General features: G+C 69.3%; 21 protein-coding genes. 2 read left to right on the top strand and 19 right to left on the bottom strand.

Features of this window, described 5'->3' with window-relative positions:
* Nucleotides 1–53: 53 nt before the first annotated feature.
* The 11 genes from phnD to SL003B_RS09430 form a co-directional block, all read right to left on the bottom strand.
* Nucleotides 54–998 (bottom strand): phosphate/phosphite/phosphonate ABC transporter substrate-binding protein, encoded by a 945-nt coding sequence (gene phnD / locus SL003B_RS09480; RefSeq protein WP_013652617.1) that lies wholly within the window; start codon nt 996–998, stop codon nt 54–56.
* Between the two features lie 178 nt (nt 999–1176).
* The gene (locus SL003B_RS09475; protein ID WP_013652616.1) at nt 1177–2028 is read right to left on the bottom strand and encodes an alpha/beta hydrolase; all 852 of its coding nucleotides are present in this window, start codon (nt 2026–2028) and stop codon (nt 1177–1179) included.
* Nucleotides 2029–2050: 22 nt separating this feature from the next.
* Nucleotides 2051–2860, bottom strand: coding sequence for an aspartate dehydrogenase (locus tag SL003B_RS09470; RefSeq protein WP_013652615.1), 810 nt, complete (start codon nt 2858–2860; stop codon nt 2051–2053).
* The gene (locus SL003B_RS09465) at nt 2847–3548 is read right to left on the bottom strand and encodes an ABC transporter ATP-binding protein (RefSeq protein ID WP_013652614.1); all 702 of its coding nucleotides are present in this window, start codon (nt 3546–3548) and stop codon (nt 2847–2849) included. The genes SL003B_RS09470 and SL003B_RS09465 overlap by 14 nt, the downstream gene beginning before the upstream one ends.
* Complete coding sequence (locus SL003B_RS09460; protein WP_013652613.1) at nt 3542–4297, bottom strand: ABC transporter ATP-binding protein; 756 nt, start codon at nt 4295–4297, stop codon at nt 3542–3544. Before SL003B_RS09460 ends, SL003B_RS09465 begins: the two co-directional genes overlap by 7 nt.
* Nucleotides 4294–5274 (bottom strand): branched-chain amino acid ABC transporter permease, encoded by a 981-nt coding sequence (locus SL003B_RS09455; protein WP_013652612.1) that lies wholly within the window; start codon nt 5272–5274, stop codon nt 4294–4296. Before SL003B_RS09455 ends, SL003B_RS09460 begins: the two co-directional genes overlap by 4 nt.
* 2 nt (nt 5275–5276) lie before the next feature.
* Complete coding sequence (locus tag SL003B_RS09450; RefSeq protein ID WP_013652611.1) at nt 5277–6191, bottom strand: branched-chain amino acid ABC transporter permease; 915 nt, start codon at nt 6189–6191, stop codon at nt 5277–5279.
* A gap of 71 nt (nt 6192–6262) precedes the next feature.
* Complete coding sequence (locus SL003B_RS09445; RefSeq protein WP_013652610.1) at nt 6263–7426, bottom strand: ABC transporter substrate-binding protein; 1164 nt, start codon at nt 7424–7426, stop codon at nt 6263–6265.
* Nucleotides 7427–7516: 90 nt separating this feature from the next.
* Nucleotides 7517–8059: a 3-hydroxyanthranilate 3,4-dioxygenase gene (locus SL003B_RS09440; protein WP_013652609.1), complete on the bottom strand. Its 543-nt coding sequence runs from the start codon at nt 8057–8059 to the stop codon at nt 7517–7519.
* A gap of 25 nt (nt 8060–8084) precedes the next feature.
* Nucleotides 8085–9041 (bottom strand): dihydrodipicolinate synthase family protein, encoded by a 957-nt coding sequence (locus tag SL003B_RS09435; protein ID WP_013652608.1) that lies wholly within the window; start codon nt 9039–9041, stop codon nt 8085–8087.
* Nucleotides 9038–11257 (bottom strand): xanthine dehydrogenase family protein molybdopterin-binding subunit, encoded by a 2220-nt coding sequence (locus SL003B_RS09430; RefSeq protein ID WP_013652607.1) that lies wholly within the window; start codon nt 11255–11257, stop codon nt 9038–9040. The genes SL003B_RS09435 and SL003B_RS09430 overlap by 4 nt, the downstream gene beginning before the upstream one ends.
* A gap of 101 nt (nt 11258–11358) precedes the next feature.
* On the opposite strand from SL003B_RS09430, the gene SL003B_RS09425 reads away from it, so the two are divergent.
* The gene (locus SL003B_RS09425; protein WP_013652606.1) at nt 11359–12255 is read left to right on the top strand and encodes a LysR family transcriptional regulator; all 897 of its coding nucleotides are present in this window, start codon (nt 11359–11361) and stop codon (nt 12253–12255) included.
* Between the two features lie 5 nt (nt 12256–12260).
* Here SL003B_RS09425 and SL003B_RS09420 read toward each other — a convergent pair whose 3' ends face one another.
* The 8 genes from SL003B_RS09420 to SL003B_RS09385 form a co-directional block, all read right to left on the bottom strand.
* Nucleotides 12261–13895: an AMP-binding protein gene (locus SL003B_RS09420; protein ID WP_013652605.1), complete on the bottom strand. Its 1635-nt coding sequence runs from the start codon at nt 13893–13895 to the stop codon at nt 12261–12263.
* 67 nt (nt 13896–13962) lie between these two features.
* The gene (locus tag SL003B_RS09415) at nt 13963–14379 is read right to left on the bottom strand and encodes a RidA family protein (protein ID WP_013652604.1); all 417 of its coding nucleotides are present in this window, start codon (nt 14377–14379) and stop codon (nt 13963–13965) included.
* Nucleotides 14376–15539 (bottom strand): acyl-CoA dehydrogenase family protein, encoded by a 1164-nt coding sequence (locus SL003B_RS09410; protein ID WP_013652603.1) that lies wholly within the window; start codon nt 15537–15539, stop codon nt 14376–14378. The genes SL003B_RS09415 and SL003B_RS09410 overlap by 4 nt, the downstream gene beginning before the upstream one ends.
* Nucleotide 15540: 1 nt before the next feature.
* Nucleotides 15541–16353: an enoyl-CoA hydratase family protein gene (locus tag SL003B_RS09405; protein ID WP_013652602.1), complete on the bottom strand. Its 813-nt coding sequence runs from the start codon at nt 16351–16353 to the stop codon at nt 15541–15543.
* Entirely contained in the window at nt 16350–16790 is a 441-nt protein-coding gene (locus tag SL003B_RS09400) for a MarR family winged helix-turn-helix transcriptional regulator (RefSeq protein WP_013652601.1), read from the bottom strand. The genes SL003B_RS09405 and SL003B_RS09400 overlap by 4 nt, the downstream gene beginning before the upstream one ends.
* Complete coding sequence (locus tag SL003B_RS09395; protein WP_013652600.1) at nt 16787–17539, bottom strand: SDR family NAD(P)-dependent oxidoreductase; 753 nt, start codon at nt 17537–17539, stop codon at nt 16787–16789. Before SL003B_RS09395 ends, SL003B_RS09400 begins: the two co-directional genes overlap by 4 nt.
* Nucleotides 17536–19821, bottom strand: a complete 2286-nt coding sequence (locus SL003B_RS09390; RefSeq protein ID WP_013652599.1) for a bifunctional salicylyl-CoA 5-hydroxylase/oxidoreductase — start codon at nt 19819–19821, stop codon at nt 17536–17538. The genes SL003B_RS09395 and SL003B_RS09390 overlap by 4 nt, the downstream gene beginning before the upstream one ends.
* A 134-nt stretch (nt 19822–19955) precedes the next feature.
* Nucleotides 19956–20663, bottom strand: coding sequence for a metal-dependent hydrolase (locus SL003B_RS09385; protein WP_013652598.1), 708 nt, complete (start codon nt 20661–20663; stop codon nt 19956–19958).
* Nucleotides 20664–20806: 143 nt separating this feature from the next.
* On the opposite strand from SL003B_RS09385, the gene ruvX reads away from it, so the two are divergent.
* Entirely contained in the window at nt 20807–21307 is a 501-nt protein-coding gene (ruvX, locus tag SL003B_RS09380; protein ID WP_013652597.1) for a Holliday junction resolvase RuvX, read from the top strand.
* The last annotated feature ends 9 nt before the right edge of the window (nt 21308–21316 follow it).

The following is a 21316-nucleotide window of genomic DNA, read 5'->3' as shown; positions in this document are numbered from 1 at the left end:
TGAAACGGGCATGCGGGCGGAGGGCCCGCCCGCATGCGGTGATCCGATCGGTCTTACTTGCAGTCGTAGGAGACGCCGGTCGCCTCGTCGATCTGACGGATGACGGCCCAGGTGTCCTTGAAGGTGATCGGGATGAACTGCGCTTCGCCCGACTTGGAGAACTCGGCCTCCAGCGAGGAGCCTTCCCACTTGAAGCTGAAGAAGGCTTCCTTGATCTTCTCCTGCAGCTCCGGCGTCACGTTGTGGGCGATGCCGTAGCCGGTGGTCGGGAAGGTCTGCGACTTGTAGATCGACACGACCTGCTCCGGCTTGATCACCTCGCGCTCGATCATGCGGCTCATCACCGAGTTGGCGATGGCGGCGGCCGGATAGTCCTTGTTGGCGACGCCGAGGATCGAGTTGTCGTGCTTGCCGGAGAACACCGGCTCGAAGTCGGTGCCGGCGACCAGGCCGTACTCGGCCTTCAGCAGCGCCGACGGCGCCTTGTAGCCCGAGTTCGAGGTCTCGGAGGTGAAGGCGAGCTTCTTGCCCTTCAGGTCCTCGACCTTCTCGATGCCCGAACCCGGATGGGTGATGATTTCCATCTCGTAGCCGAACGAGCCGTCGGCCTTGGCCATCATGGTGAACGGGCGGAAGCCGGCGCAGGCAACGGCGAGCGGGTTGGAACCGGTGTTGAAGCCGGCGACATGCAGGCGGCCGGCGCGCATCGCCTCGATCTGAGCGGCGTTGGAATCGACCGGGAAGAACTGGACCTTCTTGCCGGTGACCGATTCCATGTGGGCGAGGAAGTCCTTCCAGGCCTCGGCATAGACCGCCGGATCTTCCACCGGGGTATAGGCGAAGATCAGCGTGGAGGGATCGACCAGCTTGCCGGCATCGGTCGGGATGTCGGCGATCATGTCGCCGTCGGCGTCGGTGTAGCGGGCGTCGAGCTTGAATTCGGCCTGGGCCGTCGAAGCGGCGAGCAGCGCCACAGCGGCGAGAAATGCGCGTTTCATGAGGGACGTCCTCCTGGGAATTGACGTGACGGGCGTGTGCTACCGGCATCCGATGTCAGTTGGGTGACAGCGATATGACAGTTCGTTGACGCGCCCCTGCAATCGTCAGGGGACTTCGGTCGGAGCGCCGACCTCCCTCTTTTCGGTGCAGGCGTGCGTGCAGACACGCCGGCGGCGGTTAGAACAGGCCGAGAAGGGCGCGGGCGAGTGCGGTGTCGGCGTCGCGGAGGTCGAGGACGATGTCGAAGTGATTGCGGCCGGGCACCGTCAGTTCCGGCGCGCCGATGGCCTGCGCATAGGCGCGCGTCTGGCGGTGGAAGCCCGCGGTCTCGGTCGCCGCGACGGCGACGACGCTGCGCGGCGCCCCGGCCGGATGGCGCAGCGGGCTCAGCCGCTCAACTTCCTCCGCCGTGAGGCTCATCCACTCCTGCACGTAGCTGGCAGCGATCGGCGCCAGCTCGAACAGGCCGCTGATCGGCAGGCCGGCCTTGAGCGGCTGCGCGGGCAGACCGAACGCCGCCTGCCAGCCGGTCATCATCAGCGCGCCGGCGAGATGGCCGCCGGCCGAACTGCCGCCGACGACGATGCGGTCGCGGTCGATGCCGAGGTCGGCCGCGTTGTGCCACAGATAGGCCAGCGCGGCGCGCATCTGGCGGACGATCTCGGTCAGGCTCGCCTTCGGCGCCAGCGTGTAGTCGGGCACGGCGGTGGCTATGCCCCGACCGGCCAGCATCGGCGCCATGAAGGCGGAATGCTCCTTGGACAGCGCGCGCCAGTAGCCGCCGTGGATGAACACGAACACGGGCCTGGCCTCGCCCGGCGCCGTGCCGAACAGGTCGAGGCGCTCGCCGCTCGTCTCGTCGTAGACGAGGTCGCAGCGGCTGCCGGGGAGCGCGCGGGCCGCCCGCGACAGCTCGGCGTAAGCGCCGATGATGCGTTCGAAGGTCGCCGCGTCGACGCAGGCGCGCGCCGTGTAGTCCGCGTCCACGCGCTCGCGCGGCCACGCGCCTTCGGCTGCAAGATCGCTCATGGTTTCTCCCCTCCTCTGCCGGTCACACCACCCGCGCGCCGGCGCGGTTCTCGATGAGCCGCACCAGCGACAGCGCGGTCATTTCCGAGGACTTCGGATTGCTCGCCAGCGGCCGGTTCTCAAGCGCGATCTCCATCGTGCCGAAATCGCCTTCGGCGCGGATGCGGTGGCTGTTGCGCCGCGCGCCCGGGTCGGCGACCAGCGCCACGGTGGTGCGGTCGAGACCGAGCCCGGCGAGCGCGGTGATCACCGCGACATTGGCGTTCTGCGGAAAGGCACGCGCCGCCTCGCGCGCGGAGCCCTCGAAGAAGGTAGCCGGCGCGTTCAGGCCGGCAAGGTCGCACAGCGCCTCGGCCGGCGTGCCCGTCCAGGCCTGCGGCGGCTTGACGATCTCGTGGCGCACGCCGGCGAGCGGCAGGCGCGCGGCGGCGGCCAGCGCGTCGATGCCGCCGAGCGCGCCGGGCGGAATGACGAGCTGCGCCCCGCTCGAACGGGCGAGCGCGGTGAGGTCATCGAGGAGCCCCTCGTCGACGAAGGCCGAGGTCGAGGCCGGCGCGAAATCGGCACCGCGCGCCAGCACCGCCCGGCCCCAGGGCCCGACCGACTCCCGCCCGGCCGCCTCGACCGCGAGGTCGAAGGCGAGATCGGCAAGAGCTCCGGGATCGTCGATGAGCCGCGTGCCGGCCGGAAGATCCTCAGGCCTCGTCGTGCCGTCGCGCACCGCGACGGCGATGAGGTCGACCGGCGCGGCGCGCTCCGCAAGCAGGTCGGCGACGCGGGTGGCGATGGCGCCCCAGCCGATCAGGACGAGGCGCAGCTCAGAGCCCGACATAGCCGTGCACCCGCTCCGCGTCGCGGTCCATGTCCGCCCCGCTTCCCGTCCACACCGTTCGGCCCTTCTCGACGATGTAATGGCGGTCGGCCAGCCGCTTGAGCACGGCGAGGTTCTTGTCAATCAGCAGGATCGACTGGCCGGCCGCCTTCAGGTGTTCGATGCAGTGCCAGATCTCGCGCCGGATCACCGGCGCGAGGCCCTCGGTCGCTTCGTCGAGGATGAGCAGGCGCGGGTTGGTCATCAGCGCACGTCCGATGGCGAGCATCTGCTGCTCGCCGCCCGACAGGGTGCCGGCCATCTGTCCGGCGCGTTCCTTCAGACGCGGGAACAGGCCGTAGACCCGCTCCAGCGTCCAGGGATCGGCGCGGCCGAGCCGGTTGGCGGCGGTGGCGACAAGGTTCTCGCGCACCCTGAGCGTCGGGAACACCTGGCGCCCTTCCGGCACCAGCCCGGCACCGAGGCGGGCGATGCGCTCGGGCGTGAGACCGGCGACGTCGCGGCCCTCGAAGCGGATGCTGCCGCCCTGCGGCGCCAGGAGCCCCATGATGCAGCGCACCGTGGTGGTCTTGCCCATGCCGTTGCGGCCCATCAGCGTCACCACCTCGCCGTCGGCGATCTCCAGATGGACGTCGAACAGCACGCGGCTCTCGCCGTAGGCGGCCTGAAGATTGGCGACGCTCAGCACAGCTCGTCCTCCGCCCCGAGATAGGCCTCGCGCACGGCCGGGTCGTCGCGGATCTCGTCGACCGTGCCGGTGGCGATGATCTTGCCGTAGACCAGCACGGAGATGCGATCGGCGAGCGCGAACACCGCATCCATGTCGTGCTCGACCAGCAGCATGGCGGCACTCTCCCGCGTCCGCCGCAGCATCTCGATCATGGCAAGGCTCTCGACATGACCGAGGCCCGCCATCGGTTCGTCGAGCAGCAGCAGGCGCGGCTTCATGGCCAGCGCCACGACCAGTTCGAGCTGCTTCTTCTCGCCGTGGGAGAGGTCGGCGACGCGCACGCCGGCGCGCGGGGCCAATGCGCTGTCGGCAATGAGGCGGTCGGCCTCCTGCCAGACGGCGCGGCGGTCGCGCACGGCGTCGAAGATGCGGAAGTTGTGCCCGAGGCGCACCTGCACCGCCATGCCGACATTCTCGCGCACGCTCATGTCGTCGAGCAGGCTGGTGATCTGGAACGTCCGGCCGAGGCCGAGGGCGACGCGCGCCGGGGTCGGCACGCGCGTGACATCGCGTCCGGCGAGGCGGATGGTGCCGGAATCGGGCGCGAGTTCCCCGCACAGCTGGTTGATCAGAGTCGACTTGCCGGCGCCGTTGGGGCCGATCAGGGCGTGGATCTCGCCCTCGCGCACCTCCAGGCTGACCCGGTCGGTGGCGACCAGGCCACCGAAGCACTTGACCAGGTCCTCGATGGCCAGGATCGCGCTCATTGCCCCCCTCCCCGCCCGAGGGCCGACAAGCGCCTGATCAGCGCCTCGATGCCGCCGCGGGTGCCAAGCACAACCACCAGCAGGATCAGCCCGAGGGCGAGCGGCCAGTGTTCGGACCAGGAGGCAAGGAAGGTCTCCAGCATGAGGAACACGCCGGCGCCGAGGAACGGCCCGAACAGCGTGCCGACGCCGCCCAGGATGACCATGATCATCAGTTCGCCCGACTTGGTCCAGTGCATCATGTCCGGACTGGCGAAGCGCAGGAAATTGGCCATCAGCGCGCCGGCCAGCCCCGCGCCCATACCCGACAGCACGAAGGCGGCGAGCTTGTAGCGGTAGGCCGGGATGCCGAGCGCGGCCATGCGCCGCTCATTCTGGCGGATGCCGGAGATGACGGCGCCGAAGCTGGAGTTGATCAGCCGGCGCAAGCCGAGGAAGAAGAGGACGGCGATCGTCAGCACGACCCAGTAGAGGGTCGCCTTGTCGCGCATGTTCAGCCCCGGCAGCGCATTGGTGCGGCGGATGATGATGCCGTCCTCGCCGCCATAGGCCTTGAGCGACACGAACAGGAAGAACAGCATCTGCGCGAAGGCGAGCGTGATCATGATGAACTGCACGCCGCCGGTGCGCAGCGACAGCGCGCCGATGGCGGCGGCGAACAGGCCGGCGACCAGGATCGCCACCGGCAGCGTGACCAGCATCTGGTCGGTGCCGGGAATGACGCCGAACAGCGGCTCGCCGCTGGCGTGGTGGGTGAACAGGATGCCGACCACGTAGCCGCCGATGCCGAAGAAGGCGGCGTGGCCGAAGCTGACCATGCCGCCGTAGCCGAGGATGAAGTTCAGGCTGGCGGCGGCGATGCCGTAGATCAGGATGCGGGTGGCCAGCGCCAGCCAGGCGGCCTGGCCGAGCGCGTCGGTGACGAAGGGCAGCGCGGCAAGCGCGGCGACGAGGACAGCGAATCCCAGGACACGCATGGTCACGACCCCGCCGCAAAGAGGCCCTTGGGCCGGATCAGCAGGACGAGCGCCATCAGCAGATAGATGCCCATGGAGGAGATGCCGATGCCGAGCGCGTCTGCCTCCGGCCCCGCCATCACCTGGCGCAGCAGGCCCGGCAGGAAGGCGCGCAGGCAGGTGTCGACGATGCCGAGCACGATGCCGGCGACGAAGGCGCCGCGTATCGAGCCGACGCCGCCGATGACCACGACGACGAATGTGGCGAGCAGGATCTGCTCGCCCATGCCGACCTGCACGGCGAGGATCGGGCCGGCCATGTAGCCGGCGAGGCCCGCGAGCAGTGCGCCGAGGCCGAAGACGACCGTGTAGAGCAGGCGGATGTCGACGCCGAGCGCACGCACCATCTCGCGGTTGGTCGACCCGGCCCGCACCAGCATGCCGATGCGGGTGCGGTTGATGAGAAAATACAGCCCGACCGCGACCAGCAGGCCAGCGGCGATGATCAGCAGCCGGTAGGGCGGATAGTGCAGGCCGGGGATGAGTTCGATCGAGCCGGCGAAGGCCTCGGGCAGCATGGTGAACACCGGCTGGCGGCCGAAGCCGATCACGATCAACTGGTTGAAGGTCAGGATCAGGGCGAAGGTGGCGAGCACCTGGTCGAGATGGTCGCGCGCATAGAGCCGGCGCACCACCGCCGCCTCAATAGCGAGCCCGGTGACAGCCGCCGCCGCCAACGCCGCCGGCAGGCCGAGCCAGAAGCTGCCGGTCTCGGCCGCAACCCAGGTGCCGGCATAGGCGCCGACCATGTAGAGCGACCCGTGTGCCAGGTTGATGACCCCCATGATGCCGAAGATCAGGGTCAGCCCGGCTGCGAGCAGGAACAGCATGACGCCGTACTGCAGGCCATTCAGGATCTGTTCGAGAACGAGGATCATCCGCCCGCCCGATAAACCGTGTCAGACATGGTGCGGCCGGGGGCGCTGACCCCCGGCCCTGCGTGCGGAGATTACATCTTGCACTGGTCGGCGTAGGCGTCGCCGTAGTCGTCCAGCAGCTTTTCCTTGGTTACGGCCATCGGCTTGCCGTCCGGCCCGGCGACGATGTCGAGCAGGTACCAGTCGTGCACCGGGTGCTGGTTCGGGCCGAACTTGAAGTCGCCGCGCACGCTCTCGAAATCGGCCGCGCGCACCGCCTCGCGGAACGCGTCGATGTCGTCGAGGCCGCCGGTTTTGGCCAGCGCCGAGGCGATCAGCCTGGCGGTGTCGTAGCCCTGCGAGCCGTAGTAGGTAATCGGCCGGCCGTATTTCTCGTCCCACGCCTTGACGAATTCCGCATTGGCGGCGTTGTCGAAGTCGCGGTTCCAGTGGGCGGTGGCGTGGATGCCGATCGCCGCCTCGCCGACCGCGCCGAGCACGACCGCGTCGGTCGACGGCTCGGACAGCACCATCGGGATCTGGCCGATCAGGCCGGCTTGGGCGTATTGCTTGAGGAAGGCAATGCCGAGGCCGCCGGGATGGAACTGGAACACCACCTCCGGATTGGCGGCGCGGATCTGGGCCATTTCCGAGGCGAAGTCGGTCTGGTCGAGCTGGGTGTAGATCTCGCCGGCGATCTCGCCGCCGAAGGTGCGCTTGAAGCCGGTGATGGCGTCCTTGCCGGCCTGGTAGTTGGGCGCCAGCACGAAGGCGTTCTTGAAGCCGAGCTGCTTGGCGGCGGCGCCGGCAGCCTCGTGCAGGGCGTCGTTCTGCCAGCTGACGACGAAGTAGTTCGGATGGCACTCGGAGCCGGCGAGGTTCGACGGGCCGGCGTTCGGGCTGATGTAGATCGCGCCGTTGTCGACGATGTCGGGCACGGTGGCGCCGGCAACGTTGGAGAACACGATGCCGGTCAGGAGCTTCATGCCGTCGTCGTTCATGAACTTTTCGGCGATCTGCCGGCCGTTGCCCGGCTTCAGGCCGTCGTCCTCGACGACCAGCTCGACCGGCACGCCGCCGAGCTTGCCGCCTTCCATCTCGATCGCCAGCAGCATGCCGTCGCGGATGTCCTGGCCGAGATAGCCGGCCGGACCCGACAGCGTCGTGATCATGCCGATCTTCAGCGGATCCTGGGCCAGCGCGGCGCCCGTCATCATCGCAACGAGGCTGGCGGCGGTCATAAGCGTCTTCATCATCATCCTGTTCCCCTCTCTATCAACGCCGTTCGGCATTCTTGATTGCGGCCAGCTTGTCGCCTCCGCGCAGATATTTCAAGTCTAAAATATTTACAGTTTCACCCAGCCCGCCGGCGGCTCCTTGCCGGGATGCACGGCACCGCAGTTCGGGCAGGTGCGCGCGTTCTCGTCGGCGTAGAACGCCTTGTAGATCGGCGGCAGGTCGTCGACGATGCTCTCCAGGTCGACCTCGGCGCGATGCACCAGGTGCTGGCATTCGAAGCAGTACCATTCGATCGCGTCGAGCGCACCCTCGGGCCGCGCGGGCTCGATGACCAGGCCGATGGAGCCTTCCTGCGGCCGCTGCGGCGAGTGGCGCACGTGCGCCGGCAGCAGAAACACGTCGCCCTCGCGGATCGGCACGTCGTAGAACTCCTTGCCGTCGTAGACCTTGAGCAGCATGTCCCCCTTGAGCTGGTAGAAGAATTCCTCGACCGGATCGTCGTGGTAGTCCGTGCGCTTGTTCGGCCCGCCGACGACGGTGACCATCAGATCGGCATCCTTGAACACCAGCTGGTTGCCGACCGGCGGCTTGAGCAGGTGCTTGTGCTCGTCGATCCATTTCTGGAAGTTGAAGGCGGACAGTCGGGACATCCTCGTTCTCCTTTCGGGGCTGCGATCATGCGGTCTTCAGGCCGCAGGCGTCAAACGCCGCGCGGGTTGCGCGTCTTTCCTCTTCGGTGAGTTCCAGCAGCGGCGGGCGAACCCTTCCGCCGGTCTGGCCCAGAAGCTCCTGCCAGTATTTCTGGTGCGCGTGCGGCTTCTCGGGCGGGCGCGTGTGCTTGAGCGCGCGGCGCACCGGCTCGAGGCTGTCGCGCACGGCACGCGCCTCCCCGGCGCGGCCGGCGAAGGCAAGGTCGGTGTAGGCGCGCATGCGCCGGTCGGCCGCAGTCTGGATCAGGTAGGGCGGCGACGAGCACAGGTAGAGCCGCCAGTCGAGCTCCAGGATGTTGTCGAGCCATTCCTCCTCCGAGGCGGTCGACACGATGATACGGTCGCGCGCCATCGCGGTCAGGCGCACGTACATCTCGCGCGGCACCGAATACTTGATCGCCACCACGGTCTCGATATCGGCCAGCCGGTTGCACAGCTCCGGGCTCATCAGGTAGCCGCTGTCGGGATGCGACCACAGCGCGATGCCGATGTCGACCTTGGCGGCGATGGTCTCGTAGTAGCGGATCAGCGTCTCGTCCTGGGCCTTGAAGAAATGCAGCACCGGCGCGTGGACGACGATGTAGTCGGCGCCGCAGGCCTGGGCGTGGCGCGCGAGATCGATGACGACGTCCATGTTCTGATCGGAGCACGACATGATCGTTTGCGCCCGGCCGGCCGCCGCCGCGACGGCCAGGTCGAAGCAGCGCTTGCGCTCGTCCACCGACATGGAGAAGAACTCGCCCTGCTTGCCGGCGATGAAGAAGCCGTCGATGCCGAGGTCCTCGATCCAGTGGTTCATGTTGGCGCGAAAGCCGTCCTCGTCGATCGACAGGTCGTCGCGGAACGGCGTCAGCGCTGCGGCCCAGATGCCGCGCATGGCCGCGAAGGCATGGGATTTGGCGTCCTTGCGGGAATAGTTCATGGCTCAAGTCCTGTGATGATCCGCCAGACCTTTTCAGAGGTCAGCGGCAGCGAGAGATCGGGGGCGCCGAACGGCAGCAGCGCATCCTGGACGGCGTTCAGCAGCGCGGCCGGCACGCCGATGCAGCCGGCCTCGCCGACGCCCTTGACGCCGAGCGCGTTGGCCGGCGAAGGCGTCGGCTGACTTACGATCCGCACCGGTGGCATGTCGGCGGCGCGCGGCAGGGCATAGTCCATCAGCGAGCCTGTGAGCAGTTGGCCGTCGCGGTAGACCACCCGCTCCATCAGCGCCGCGCCGAGGCCCTGGGCGAGGCCGCCGATGAGCTGGCCCTCGGCGAGCAGCGGATTGACCATCGTGCCGGCGTCGTCGACCCAGGTGATGGCCTCGACCGCAATCGTGCCGGTGTCCGCCTCGATGGCGACCTCGGCGAGCACGGCACCCGACGCCCAGGCCTCGCCAGGCGCCTCGTAGCGTTCGCTCGCCGACAGCACGACGGCGTCGGGCGCGCCGAGCCGCGCGGCGAGCTCGCGCCAGACGAGCAGCGTCCCGCCGGGCGCGATCAGCCCGCCGGGTCCGACATCGAGCGCATCCTCGCGGCAGCCGAGCAGCGCGGCCGCCTTTCGAACGGCCCGGGTCACCAGCGTCCGGCACGCGAGCAGCATGGCCGAGCCGCCGATCGCGGTCGACCGGCTGGCCAGCGCGCCGATCCCCTCCGGCACCGCATCAGTGTCGCCGGCGACGACGCGCACCGCCTGCGGCTCGATGCCGAGCGTATCGGCGACGATCTGGGCGAAGGCGGTCTCCCGCCCCTGCCCCTGGGCGCTCGCTCCGGTCGCGGCGACGATCGTGCCGTCGCCCATCAGCCGGACCTCGGCCGTTTCCCATCCCTGGCCGCAGGGTTCGATGTAGAGGCCGAGGCCGAGACCGACGATCTCGCCTGCCGCGCGCCGGCGCGCCTGCGTAACGCGCTTTTCCTGGTAGCCGGTTTCCGCCGCAAGCCGGTCGAGCAGGGCCGCGAAGTCGCCCGAGCACAGCCGCTCGCCGGTCGGCGTCATGCGCGGCAGCACGGACGCCGGCGTGACGTTGCGCCGGCGCATCTCCAGCGGATCGAGCCCGAGCGCCTGCGCCGCACGGTCCATCAGCCGTTCCATCAGCATCGTGGCCTCGGGCCGGCCGGCGCCGCGATAGATGTTGACCGCCGGCCCCGCGCTCAGGTGCGCCTGGAGCGCCACGTCGACGGCGGCAATATCGTAGGGGCCGGGCAGGATGCGGCCGGCATTGCGGCCCGGCGCCAGCGCCGAATAGGGCATCCAGTGGCCGAGCGGATAGTCGAGATCGGCCTTAAGCGCGCACGCCCGTCCCTCGGCGTCGACTTGGAGCGTCGCCGAGGTGACCGCGCCGCGGCCCTGGGTGGCGGCCTGCATCTCCTCGGACCGCGTCGCGCACCACTTGACCGGCCGGCCGAGGCGCAGGGCGGCGCAGGCGACCAGCACGTCCTCGGGCATGAGCGACGCCTTGCCGCCGAAGGCGCCGCCGACGTCGGGGGCGACGACGCGGATGCGGTCGCGCTCAAGGCCGAGCATGGCGGCTAGATCGTCGCGGCACCGCTGCGGCGTCTGGGTCGACAGCCACACCGTCAGCCGGTCGCTGTCGGGCACGGCCAGGGCGGCACGCGGCTCCAGCGCGAAAGGCGCGACCAGGGCGTGCTCGACGCGCACCGAGACGGCCCGCCCGCAGGCCGCCGGGGCAGAGTTCCCCGAAGCGGCGACCGGGGCGCCCCAGCGGTGGCGAAGCACCGTCCGCGTCGCGGCCGGCACCTCCTCGACATCGAGCGAAACGAGTTCGAGCGCGTCGCGCGCCGCCTCGCGGCTGTCGGCGACGACGGCAACGACGCCCTGGCCGAGGGCGCGGACGACGCCATCGGCCAGCACCTGCATCGGCACCGCCTCGCCGCCCGGCAGCAGCGGGTTGATAGCGGAGGCGCCGAGGCCGGCGAGATCCGTGGCGGTCAGCACCAGACGCACGCCCGGTGCAGCGCGCGTGGCCTCAACGTCGAGGTCCACGATGCGGCCCGCGGCAAACGGATTGCGCAGGATGTCCAGGGTCAGGCAGCCGTCGGGCGCCAGATCGTCGACGTAGCGACCCTGGCCGGTGACAAGGCGCAGATCCTCGCGCCGGGGCATCTCCCGTCCGATCCATGCCTTGGTGTGCCACATCGCGTCCACGGCGTCCCCCATTCGGGAACGAGTTAAACACCGGCAAACCTATACAACAATCATGATTTATCTTATTTATTGATAAGAAATAGGGATAAATCATGCGTCCAAGCCTGCGCCAGATCGAAGCCTTTCTCGCCGTCGCCGAACACGGCAGCTTCTCGCGTGCCGCCGAGCGGATCGGCTCGACCCAGCCGGCCCTATCGCAGGCCGTGCGCGACCTGGAAGCCGCGCTGGCGCTGCGCCTGTTCGACCGCACCACCCGGCGGGTCGACCTGACCGAAGCTGGCCGGCTGTTGCAGGAACGCGTCGCCAAGGGGCTGGAGGAACTCGACAACGCCTTCCTGCATGCGCGCGATCTCGCCCGCCTGCGCCGCGGCCACCTGCGCGTCGCCGCCCCGCCCCTGCTCGCCGCGACCGTGCTGCCGCAGGCGCTCGCCGGCTTTCTCGCGGCCCATGCGGAGCTGACCTGCGCGCTGGCCGACGTCGGCACCGAGGAAATCGTCGCGCGGGTGCGCTCCGGACAGGCCGACCTTGGCATCGGCACCTTCCAGCCCGGCGAGCCCGATCTGGAGCTCAGGCCGATCCTGCGCGACGAGATGATGCTGTTCTGTGGTTGCGACGAGGCGCCGGCGCGGACCTGGCGGGACCTCGAGCATCGGCCGGTGATCACGCTGACGCGGGCAAGCAGCCTGCGCCTGGTCACCGAACTCGGTTTCGAGACGGCCGGCCTCGCGCTGCGCCCGACCCACGAGGTCAATCAGATCGCCACCGCGCTGGCCCTGGTCGAGGCCGGGTTCGGCGTCGCCGTGCTGCCCGGCTATGCGCGGGCGGCCATGCGCGGCATGGCGGTGCGTGCAGCCCCCTTGCGCGAGCCGTCGATCAGCCGCGAGATCATGCTGCTGCAGGCCCGCGACCGCCCGCCCGGCCCGGCTGCAGCCGCCTTCGCCGAGTATCTGGCCAGGACGCTGCCGCGCCTGTCGCCGGCGGCCGACTGAGGGCTTTACGCCTCCTCGCGTAGGCGGAACCGCTGGATCTTGCCGGTCTGGGTCTTCGGCAGGGCGTCGGTGAAGACGACCCGGCGCGGGTACTTGTAGGGCGCGATCACCGCCTTGACGTGGTCCTGCAGCCGCCTGACCGTCGCCTCGTCGGGCGCGACGCCTGCCGCCAGCACAACATGCGCCTCGACGATCTGGCCGCGGTCGGCATCCGGCGCGCCGATCACCGCGCATTCGAGCACGTCGGAATGGGCGAGCAGCGCGGCCTCCACATCCGGTCCGGCGATGTTGTAGCCGGCCGAGACGATCATGTCGTCGTTGCGCGCGGCGAAATGGAAATAGCCCGCCTCGTCCTGCCAGAAGGCGTCGCCGGTGATGTTCCAGCCATTCTGGACGTAGTTCGCTTGCCGTTCGTCGGCGAGATAGCGGCAGCCGGTCGGCCCGCGCACGGCCAGCCGGCCGACCTCGCCGCGCGGCAGTTCGGCGCCATCGTCGCCGACGATGCGCGCCTCGTAGCCGGCTACCGGTCGGCCCGTGCAGGCGGGCTGGCTGTCGCCGAAGCGGCTGGTGATGAAGATGTGCAGCATTTCCGTGGCGCCGATGCCGTCGAGCATCGGCTTGCCGGTCCTGGCCATCCACTCCTCGTAGACGGGCGCCGGAAGGGTCTCGCCGGCCGAAACGGCGGCGCGCAGGCTGGACAGGTCCGCGCCCTCGTCCATCGCCTTCAGCATGACCCGGTAGGCGGTTGGTGCGGTGAAGCAGATGGTGGCGCGGTACTTCTGGATGATCTCGATCAGATTGGGCGGCGTGGCATTTTCCAGCAGCGCTGCGGCGGCGCCGAAGCGCAGCGGGAACACCGCGAGCCCGCCGAGGCCGAAGGTGAAGGCGAGCGGCGGCGAGCCGACGAAGACGTCGTCGGGAGTCACCCCGAGCACTTCCCTGGCATAGCCGTCGGCGATGATCAGGATGTCGCGGTGGAAATGCATCGTCGCCTTGGGCACGCCGGTGGTGCCGCTGGTGAAGCCGAGCAGCGCGACGTCGTCGCGCCCGGTCCTGACCGCCTCGAAGCGCACCGGCTTGCCGAGCGCTATGCGGTCGAGTTCGGCGTCGTGATTGGCGGTGCCGTCGAACCCGATCACCTTCTTCAGGAACGCCGAGCCCTTGGCGCAGGCGACCAATTCGTCCATCAGCCGCGTGTCGCACAGGGCAAGGCCGATCTCGGCCTTGTCGACGATCTTGGACAGTTCGCCGGCGCGCAGCATCGGCATGGTGTTGACCACCACGGCGCCGGCCTTGGTCGCCGCCAGCCAGCAGGCGACCATGGCCGGATTGTTGGCGGAACGAATCAGCACGCGCTCGCCCGGCTTGACGCCGTAGTCCTCGACCAGGGCGTGGGCGATGCGGTTGGTCCAGTCCGACAGTTCCTTGTAGGTCCGCTGGCGGCCGTTGCCGATCAGCGCCACATGGTCGCCGAAACCCTTCTCGACCATGCGGTCGGTCAGTTCGACCGCGGCGTTGAGATGGTCGGGATAGTCGAAGCCGTCGAGCGGCATCGCCGGCCACTGCGCGAACGGCGGCAGGTTGTCACGCGTGAAGGTGTCGACATGGGCGCTCGGCCCGAGCGGCGGCAGTGTGATCATCATCTGTTCCCCTGGATGCGACGGCGGCCGGTCGCGGGATGTGCCCCCCGTCGCCGGCTGCCGGTTGTCAGTCTTCCGTGTCCGGAACCACGGCGGTCGCCTCGATCTCGACCAGCGCCCGGTCCTCCACCAGCGCCGCGACCTGGACCAGGGCCATGGCCGGATAGTGCTTGCCCAGGATGTCGCGGTAGGCGGCGCCGAGCCCGGCGAGGTTGTCGAGATAGGCCTGCTTGTCGGTGACGTACCAGGTCATGCGCACCAGATGCTCCGGCCGCGCGCCGCCCTCCTCCAGCACGGCGACGATGTTGCGGAGCGTCTGGGCGACCTGGCCGACGAAGTCGTCGGTCTCGAATTCCTGCTCGCCGTTCCAGCCGATCAGCCCGCCGAGAAACAAGAGGCGCCCGCGCGCGGCGACGCCGTTGGAATAGCCGCGCGCCGGCTTCCAGGATTTCGGATGGAGGAATTCGTGCGGCGATCCGCTCATGCGCCCGCTCCCTGCTTGCCCCCGGCGATCGTCGCCCGGGCGATGACGATCTTCTGCACGTCGCTGGCGCCCTCGTAGATGCGCAGCGCGCGGATCTCGCGGTACAGGCTCTCGACGGCGAAGCCCTTGCGCACGCCGTCGCCGCCGTGCAGCTGCAGCGCGGTGTCGATCACCGTCTGCGCCGCCTCGGTGGCGTGGAGCTTGGCCATCGCCGCCTCGCGGCTGACCCGTTCGGCGCCCATGTCCTTGGTCCAGGCGGCGCGGTAGACGAGCAGCGCCGAGGCATCGACGGCGAGCGCCATGTCGGCGATGTGGCCCTGCACCATCTGCAGGTCGGACAGAGGCGCGCCGAACAGCCGGCGGCTTTCGACCCGCGCCAGCGCCTCGTCGAGCGCCCGGCGCGCGAAGCCGAGCGCCGCCGCGCCGACGGTGGCGCGGAACACGTCGAGCACCGACATGGCGATCCTGAATCCCTCGCCGTGTCGGCCGATCAGCGCGCCGTCGGACAGCACGATGTCGTCGAAGCGCAGATGCGCCAGCGGATGCGGCGCGATCACCTCGATGCGCTCGACGACCGCGAGACCCGGCGCGTCGGCCGGCAGCAAGAAGGCCGACAGGCCGCGGGCGCCGGGCGCCTCGCCGGTGCGGGCGAACACGACATAGACGTCGGCGATGCCGCCGTTGGAGATGTAGGTCTTGTCGCCGGAGAGCACCCAGCCGCCGCCGGTGCGCGGGCGCGCCTGCGTCGCGATGTTGGCGACGTCGGAACCGGAGCCCGGTTCGGTCAGCGCGAAGCCGGAGATCGCCCTGCCGGTGCGGGTGCGCGCCAGCCAGGCGCGCTGCTCCGGCGTGCCGAACAGGCTGACCGCGCCCATGCCGAGCCCCTGCATGGCGAAGGCGAAGTCGGCGAGCCCGTCGTGACGCGCCAGCGTCTCGCGGATCAGGCACAGGCTGCGCACGTCGAGCCGCTCGCCCTCCTCCGCCCCCGAATGGCGCAGGAAGCCGGCCGCGCCGAGGCGCGCGACGAGATCGCGACAGGCCGCATCGGTGTCGGTGTGGTCGACCGGCAGGTTGGCCGCGCACCAGGCGTCGAGTTCCGCGGCAAGGGCGCGGTGGCGGTCGTCGAAGAACGGCCAGGCGAGGAACGAGCGGTCGGCCATGTCAGTTGCCCTCGAACACCGGCTTTTCCTTCGCGACGAAGGCGCGGTAGGCGCGCGCGAAGTCCTCGGTCTGCATGCAGATCGCCTGCGCCTGCGCCTCCGCCTCGATCGCCTGCTCGAGGCCCATGTTCCATTCCTGGTTCAGCTGGGTCTTGGTGATGCCGTGGGCGAAGGTCGGCCCGGCGGCGAGCCGCGCGGCGAGCTTCAACGCCTCGTCCTCGAGCACGTCGGCCGGATGCAAAGCGTTGAAGAAGCCCCAGGCCGCGCCCTCTTCGGCGCTCATGGCCCGCCCGGTGTAGAGCAACTCGGCCGCCCGCCCCTGGCCGATGATCCTGGGCAGCATGGCGCAGGCGCCCATGTCGCAGCCGGCGAGCCCGACGCGGGTAAACAGGAACGCGGTCCTGGCCTCGGGCGTCGCCAGGCGCAGGTCGCTGGCCATGGCGATGATCGCGCCGGCGCCGACGCAGACGCCGTCGACGGCGGCAACGATCGGCTTGCCGCAGCCGATCATGGCCTTGACCAGGTCGCCGGTCATGCGCGTGAAGGCGAGCAGCCCCTTCATGTCCATGCCGACCAGCGGCCCGATGATGTCGTGCACGTCGCCGCCGGAACAGAAATTGCCGCCGTTGGACGCGAACACGACGACGTCGACGTCGTCGGCATAGGCGAGCGCGCGGAAGGTGTCGCGCAGCTCCGCGTAGCTGTCAAAGGTCAGGGGGTTCTTGCGCTCCGGCCGGTCGAGCCGGACGACGGCGATGCGCTCGCGCACCTGCCACTGGAAATGCACGGGCGCAAGGCCGGCGAGCTTGGTCATGGGGCTTCCTTCCTCATCCGTTTCAGGATGTCCGTGATCGCGTCGAGATCGGCTTCGGACAGGCCGGAGAAAAGCGCGTTGACCTCGCGCTCGTGGTCGACCGCCAGACCCTCAAACTGGCGCAGGCCCTCGTCGGTCAGCGACACGTGAACCGTGCGCCGGTCGGTCTCGGACGGCACCCGGCGCACCAGCCCGTCCCTTTCCAGCCGGTCGACGACCGTGGTGGCGTTGCCGTTGGAGACCAGCAGCAGGCGCGACAGTTCCGACATGGTCAGCGGCTCGCGACGCCGGTAGAGCGCCGCCATGACGTCGAAGCGCGGCAGCGTGGTGTCGTGGTTGACGCGCAGGAACTCGCGCAGATGCGCCTCGGCATGACGGGTCACGCCGAGCAGGCGGATCCACATCTTCAGCCGGCGCTTGGACAGGGGATCGGTCACAGTTCGCCTCCCGCGATCGCAATGGCCTGGCCGTTGACGCCTTCCGATCCCGGTCCGCACAGCCACAGGGCCGCCGCGGTCACCTCGTCGGGCCGGATCAACCGTCCCTGAGGATTGGTCGCCGTCAGCGCCGCCATCGCCTCGTCCGGGCTCTTGCCGGTCTTGTCCATGATGGTGACAACCGACCGCTGGGTCATCTCCGTGCCGAGAAAGCCCGGGCAGAGCGCGTTGACGGTGATGTCCCGGCGCGCCACCTCCAGTGCCAGCGAGCGGGTCAGACCGACGACGCCGTGCTTGGCCGCCGCATAGGGCGCGACATAGCCGTAGCCCTTCAGCCCGGCGGTCGAGGCGACGGCGATCAGCCGGCCCCAGCCGGTCATCTGGCGCAGGCCGGCACGGAAGGTCAGGAACACGCCGGTCAGGTTGACCGACAGCATGGCGTTCCACTGCTCGAGCGTCGTGCGCGCGAACGGTGCGCTGTCGGCCGCGCCGGCGTTGGCGACGACGATGTCGACCGGGCCTGCGGCGGCAAACAGCGCCTCGACGCTCGCCTCGTCGGTGACGTCGACGGCCAGCGCGCGTACGCCGGCATGGCGCGCCGCGACCGCCTCGAGCGGTCCGGTCCGACGGCCGGCGGCGACGACCTCGGCGCCCGCGTCCGCGAAGCCGCGTACGAGGTCGGCGCCGACGCCGGTGCCGCCCCCGGTGATCAGAACGCGACGGCCGGAGAGCATCGCGGAACGCGTCATGCCCGGATCGCCTCCTGCGTACGTTCGGCGAGCCGCAGCGCCTGGTCGCGGCCGGCCAGATAGGGCAGCGGCCAGGCCGTTCCCCGGTCGCCCAGCGCGACGCCGGCATGCAGCGTCCAGTAGGGATCGGCGAGATGCGGGCGGGCGAGGCAGACGAGATCCGCTCGCCCGGCCATCAGGATCGAGTTGACGTGGTCCGGCTCGTAGATATTGCCGACCGCCATGGTAGCGATCCCCGCCTCGTTGCGGATGCGGTCGGAGAACGGCGTCTGGAACATGCGACCGTAGACCGGGCGTGCCTCGGTCGAGGTCTGGCCGGCGGAGACGTCGATGATGTCCGCCCCGGCCTCGGAAAACCGCTTGGCAATCGCCACCGCCTCAACCGGCGTCACGCCGGCCTCGTCGACCCAGTCGCTGGCCGAGATGCGCACCGACATCGGCTTGTCCTGCGGCCACACGGCGCGCATGGCGCCAAACACCTCGAGCGGATAGCGCAGGCGGTTGTCCAGCGAGCCGCCGTAGTCGTCCTCGCGCCGGTTGGAGGTCGGCGAGATGAAGCTGGAGATCAGGTAGCCGTGCGCGGCATGAAGCTCGACCATGTCGAAGCCGGCCCGTGCGGCCATCTCGGTCGCGGCGACGAACTGGTCGCGGACGCGGTCCATGTCGGCCCGGTCCATGGCCCTCGGCACCGCGTTGCGGTCCGACCAGGGGATGGCGGAGGCAGACAGCAGCGGCCAGTTGCCGTCGACAAGCGGCGCATCCATCTCCTCCCAGCCGAGTTGGGTCGAGCCCTTGCGGCCCGAATGGCCGATCTGGCAGCAGATCTTGGCCGCCGTCTCGGCGTGGACGAAATCGGTGAGGCGCTTCCAGGCCGCCTCGTGTTCCGGTGCGTAGAGGCCGGGGCACCCGGGCGTGATCCGCCCCTCCGGCGAGACGCAGGTCATTTCCGTGTAGACGAGCCCCGCCCCGCCCTTGGCGCGCTCCGCGTAGTGGACGAAATGCCAGTCGGTCGGGCAGCCGTCCTTGGCCTTGTACTGCGCCATCGGCGAGACCACGACGCGATTGTTGAGCCGCAGGCCGCGCAGCCGGAACGGCGCGAACATCGGCGCCCGTCCGGGCGTACCGCCGGCCTGGTCCTGGAACCAGTCCTCGGCAGCGCTCAGCCAGTCGGGATCGCGCAGGCGCAGGTTCTCGTGGGAAATGCGCTGCGAGCGGGTCAGCAGCGAATAGGCGAACTGGTAGGGCGGCATGCCGAGATAGCGCTCGACCTCCTCGAACCACTCCAGCGAGTTGCGCGCCGCCGACTGCAGCCGCAACACATCCAGCCGCCGCTCGTCCTGATAGCGCTGGAACGCCGCCTCCATGCTCGGCTCGGAATGGAGGTAGTCGGCAAGCGCAATGGCGCTGTCGAAGGCAAGGCGCGAACCGGAGCCGATGGAGAAATGGCCGGTCGCCGCCGCATCGCCCATCAGCACCACGTTCTCGTGGTACCAGCGCTCGCAGATCACGCGCGGGAACTGCATCCACACCGCCGATCCGCGCAGGTGCGCGGCGTTGGACATGAGCTCGTGGCCGCCCAGGTGCTTCTCGAAGATCCTGCGGCAGGTCTCGACTGTCTCCTCCTTCGACATCGCCTCGAAGCCCCAGCGGTCCCAGGTCTCGGGCAGGCACTCGACGATGAAGGTCGCCGTGTCGGCGTCGAACTGGTAGACGTGGGCCCAGACCCAGCCGTACTCGGTCTTCTCGAAGATGAAGGTGAAGGCGTCGTCGAACTTCTGGTGCGTGCCGAGCCAGACGAACTTGCACTTGCGCACGTCGATGTCCGGCCTGAACACGGCCTCGTATTCCTTGCGCACGAGCGAATTGATGCCGTCGCAGGCAACCACGAGATCGTACTCCCTTCGGTAGTCCTCCGCCGACCGGAACTCGGTCTGGAACCGCATGTCGACACCGAGTTCCCGCGCCCGTTCCTGCAGCAGGATCAGCATCTGCCTGCGGCCGATGCCGGCAAAGCCGTGGCCGCCGGAGACGGTGCGGTGGCCGTCGTGGACGACGGCGATGTCGTCCCAGTAAGCGAAATGAGAGCGGATCGCGTCGGTCGACTTCGGATCGTTGTTCTGCATGCGCGACAGCGCGTCGTCGGACAGCACCACGCCCCAGCCGAAGGTGTCGTTGGCGCGGTTGCGCTCCAGGACCGTGACCTCGTGGGCGGGGTTGCGGAGTTTCATCGAGATGGCGAAATAGAGCCCCGCCGGCCCGCCCCCCAGACACAGAACCTTCATCGACCTGACCTCCCGAAACGGCGCTTCGAGGGTCAGCCTGCCACCGGCTGGAAATTATTTCAAGTTTAAAACTTTAAAGGCGAAGAAACCCCTCCCGCGCGCAACGGGAGGGGCCGTCGCCGTGCCGCGACCGGTCAGGCCTCGAAGGCGGTGCCCCGATCCGGCACCACGACCGTCGACGCCTTGTCGCCCATGGCGGCCAGGAAGGCGTCGGCGGTCTGGTCGAGGATCGGGAAGGTGCCGTAGTGACACGGCACGATGGTATCGAAGTCGAAGAAGCGCGTGCAGGCGATCGCCGCCGCCTTTGCGCCCATGGTGAAGCGGTCGCCGATCGGCACAATGCCGATCTTGGGTCCGTAGAGTTCGTTGATCAGCGCCATGTCGCCGAACAGCGCCGTGTCGCCCATGTGGTAGAGCACCGGCTCGCCGGGAGCAGCGACGATGACGCCGTGCGGATTGCCGAGATACTTCAGCCCGTCGCCGTCCGCCTTGGTCGCCGAGGAATGATGCGCAACGGTCAGCCCGACCTTGAACGGGCCGACGTCGACGAAGCCGCCCGAGTTCATCGGGTTGATGTTTTCAACACCCTTGCCGCTCGCCCACATGCAGATCTCGAAGTTGGCGGTCAGCTGAGCGCCGGTCTTCTGCGCGATCGCGACGGTGTCGCCGATATGGTCGTCGTGGCCGTGGGTCAGCAGGATATGGGTGATGCCCTCGGCGACCGCATCGACCGAGAGGGATTTCGGAAAGGTCGGGTTGCCCGACAGGAACGGGTCGATCAGGATCGCCGCGCCGGCGATGTCGATGCGAAAGGCCGAATGGCCGTACCAGGTCAGTTTCATGTCGAATGGGCCTCCCTTGGGGTCTGGGTCGGGCCGAGTATAGGAAGCCGTGCGACGGGAACAAGACGCCGCGCCGGACAATCCGCTGGCCCGCTCCCCGCACGGCTCTGGCGCGGCGCCGGTCCGCCTGATAAAGCGGGGCGATGGCAACCGACCCGTCCCTGTCCCTGGAAGACTTCGTCGCCGCGCTCGCGCCCGGCACACGCCTCATCGGCCTCGATCTCGGCACCAGAACCATCGGCCTCGCCCTGTCCGACCTCGGTCGCGGCATCGCCTCGCCGCTGGAGACGATCCGGCGGCGAAAGTTCACGCTCGACGCCGAACAGCTGCTGAAGATCTGCGCCGAGCACAGGGTCGGCGGCCTCGTCCTCGGCCTGCCGCTCAACATGGACGGCAGCGAGGGGCCGCGGGTGCAGGCGACCCGCGCCTTCGCCCGCAACCTCGCCGAGAAGACCGACCTGCCGATCACCTACTGGGACGAGCGCCTGTCGACCGCAGCCGTCACCCGCACGCTGATCGAGGCCGACCGCAGCCGGGCGCGGCGCGCCGAACTGGTCGACAAGATGGCCGCCGCCTACATCCTGCAGGGCTTCCTAGACCGGCTGGGCTATCTGTCCCGCTCCCGCGATCTCCCGGACGCCTGAGGCCGCCCC

Source organism: Polymorphum gilvum SL003B-26A1, from assembly GCF_000192745.1.
Taxonomy (GTDB): Bacteria; Pseudomonadota; Alphaproteobacteria; order Rhizobiales; family Stappiaceae; genus Polymorphum; species Polymorphum gilvum.
The sequence above is the reverse complement of the archived record's forward strand: the minus strand, read 5'-3'. Positions and strand labels throughout refer to the sequence as shown.